The 1,147-nt window shown below is 62.9% G+C and carries 2 protein-coding genes and 1 pseudogene; all 3 read right to left on the bottom strand.

The annotated features are described in order from the left end of the window. The coding region (locus tag P3T23_RS47810) for an IS66 family transposase zinc-finger binding domain-containing protein (RefSeq protein WP_429322973.1) at window positions 1–522 on the bottom strand (522 nt) is incomplete at its 3' end. A gap of 90 nt (window positions 523–612) precedes the next feature. Next, window positions 613–966 carry an IS66 family insertion sequence element accessory protein TnpB gene (gene tnpB / locus P3T23_RS47805; RefSeq protein ID WP_429322972.1) on the bottom strand — a complete coding sequence of 118 codons (354 nt, stop codon included), beginning with the start codon at window positions 964–966 and terminating at the stop codon, window positions 613–615. Then, window positions 966–1,147, bottom strand: a pseudogene (locus P3T23_RS47800) (IS66-like element accessory protein TnpA); the annotation flags it as partial. The pseudogene P3T23_RS47800 and the gene tnpB, both read right to left, overlap by 1 nt.

The following is a 1,147-nucleotide window of genomic DNA, read 5'->3' as shown; positions in this document are numbered from 1 at the left end:
TTCGGCGTGCCGCTCGCAGTGCCGGCACGCCCACTTGGAACGCACGTTCTTGCGGACTGTCCACTTGACCTCGACGTGCAACTGTTCGCTGACGTCCTCGCCGATGCGATGCAGCTGATTGCCGCAACAGGGGCAGCCGCGCTGGTCCTCCGGCAGGTCGTATTCGACTGGTTCACGCGTCAGGTACGCCGGCAATGGCTTGCGTCCGGCCTTGCGTCGTTCAGGCTGGCTCGCCGGTGGCAATCCGGTGTCGGGCAGCTCAGGCTGGACACCGTCATCGTCTTCGTCGCCCGGTTCGGTCCGTGCAATCTGCTCGGCTTCGTCGAACACGCGATCCTTGCGTTTTTCGCTTTTCGGTGCGAAACGCTCGGCCTGCAGCAGACGCAGCTGCTCCTCGAGTTGCTCGACGCGCTGGTTCAGTTCGCCGATATGTTTCGCGTCGCCGGCTACACGTGCCTGGAGAGCGTGGATATAGCCCTGGACGGCCCTGGGTACGCGTTTGAGGTCGGGTGCATTCTTCATGCATTCCAGGATAGCGAAACGCGGTGCGCCGTGGGTTTACGTCAATTCGTAAATGGCGCGCCTGCCGTTGTTTACGTGCAACGCATCGGGCTAGCTGACGTGCTGGTAATGGCGCACGGGATGACGGCGAAGCGCGTCGATGTCGATGCCGTCGAGCAACCAGTGAAGCTGCTGCGTTGTCAGTTCGATCACCTCCTGATTCCGCCGGGGCCACACGAAACGGTCTTCCTCGAGCCGACGCAGCAGCAGCCAGAAACCGGTGCGCTCGTACAGCAGAAGCTTGATGCGATCGCATTTGCGGTTGTGGAATGCATAGACGGCACGGGCGAGCGGGTCCAGCTGCATCGATTCCTCAACCAGGGCGGCAAGGGTGTTGATGCCGCAACGGAAATCGATCGGCTCGCGGTACAGGTAGACGTGCAGGTCATCGGCGAAGCGCAGCATCAGCGGCTCCTCAACGCGTCGATCATCGCCCTGAGCAGCGCCGTGTCCTGTTGCGCACATTCAAGTTCAAGACTTACCCCGTTGGGCAATTGCGCCACCAGCCGTGAAGGCAACGGCGGGCGTTGCGAGGCCCGCATCGGCTCACGCCGCGCCGCAACTGGCTCGGCGTCGGGCAGCGCCG

Source organism: Paraburkholderia sp. GAS448 (assembly GCF_050435685.1).
Classification (GTDB): domain Bacteria; phylum Pseudomonadota; class Gammaproteobacteria; order Burkholderiales; family Burkholderiaceae; genus Paraburkholderia.
Note: the sequence above shows the minus strand (reverse complement) of the source record. Positions and strands in the feature narration are given on the sequence as shown.

Bases quoted from the DNA above. Each gene is read 5' to 3' on its own strand.
- tnpB (WP_429322972.1), bottom strand. From the start codon at position 966: ATGCTGCGCTTCGCCGATGACCTGCACGTCTACCTGTACCGCGAGCCG.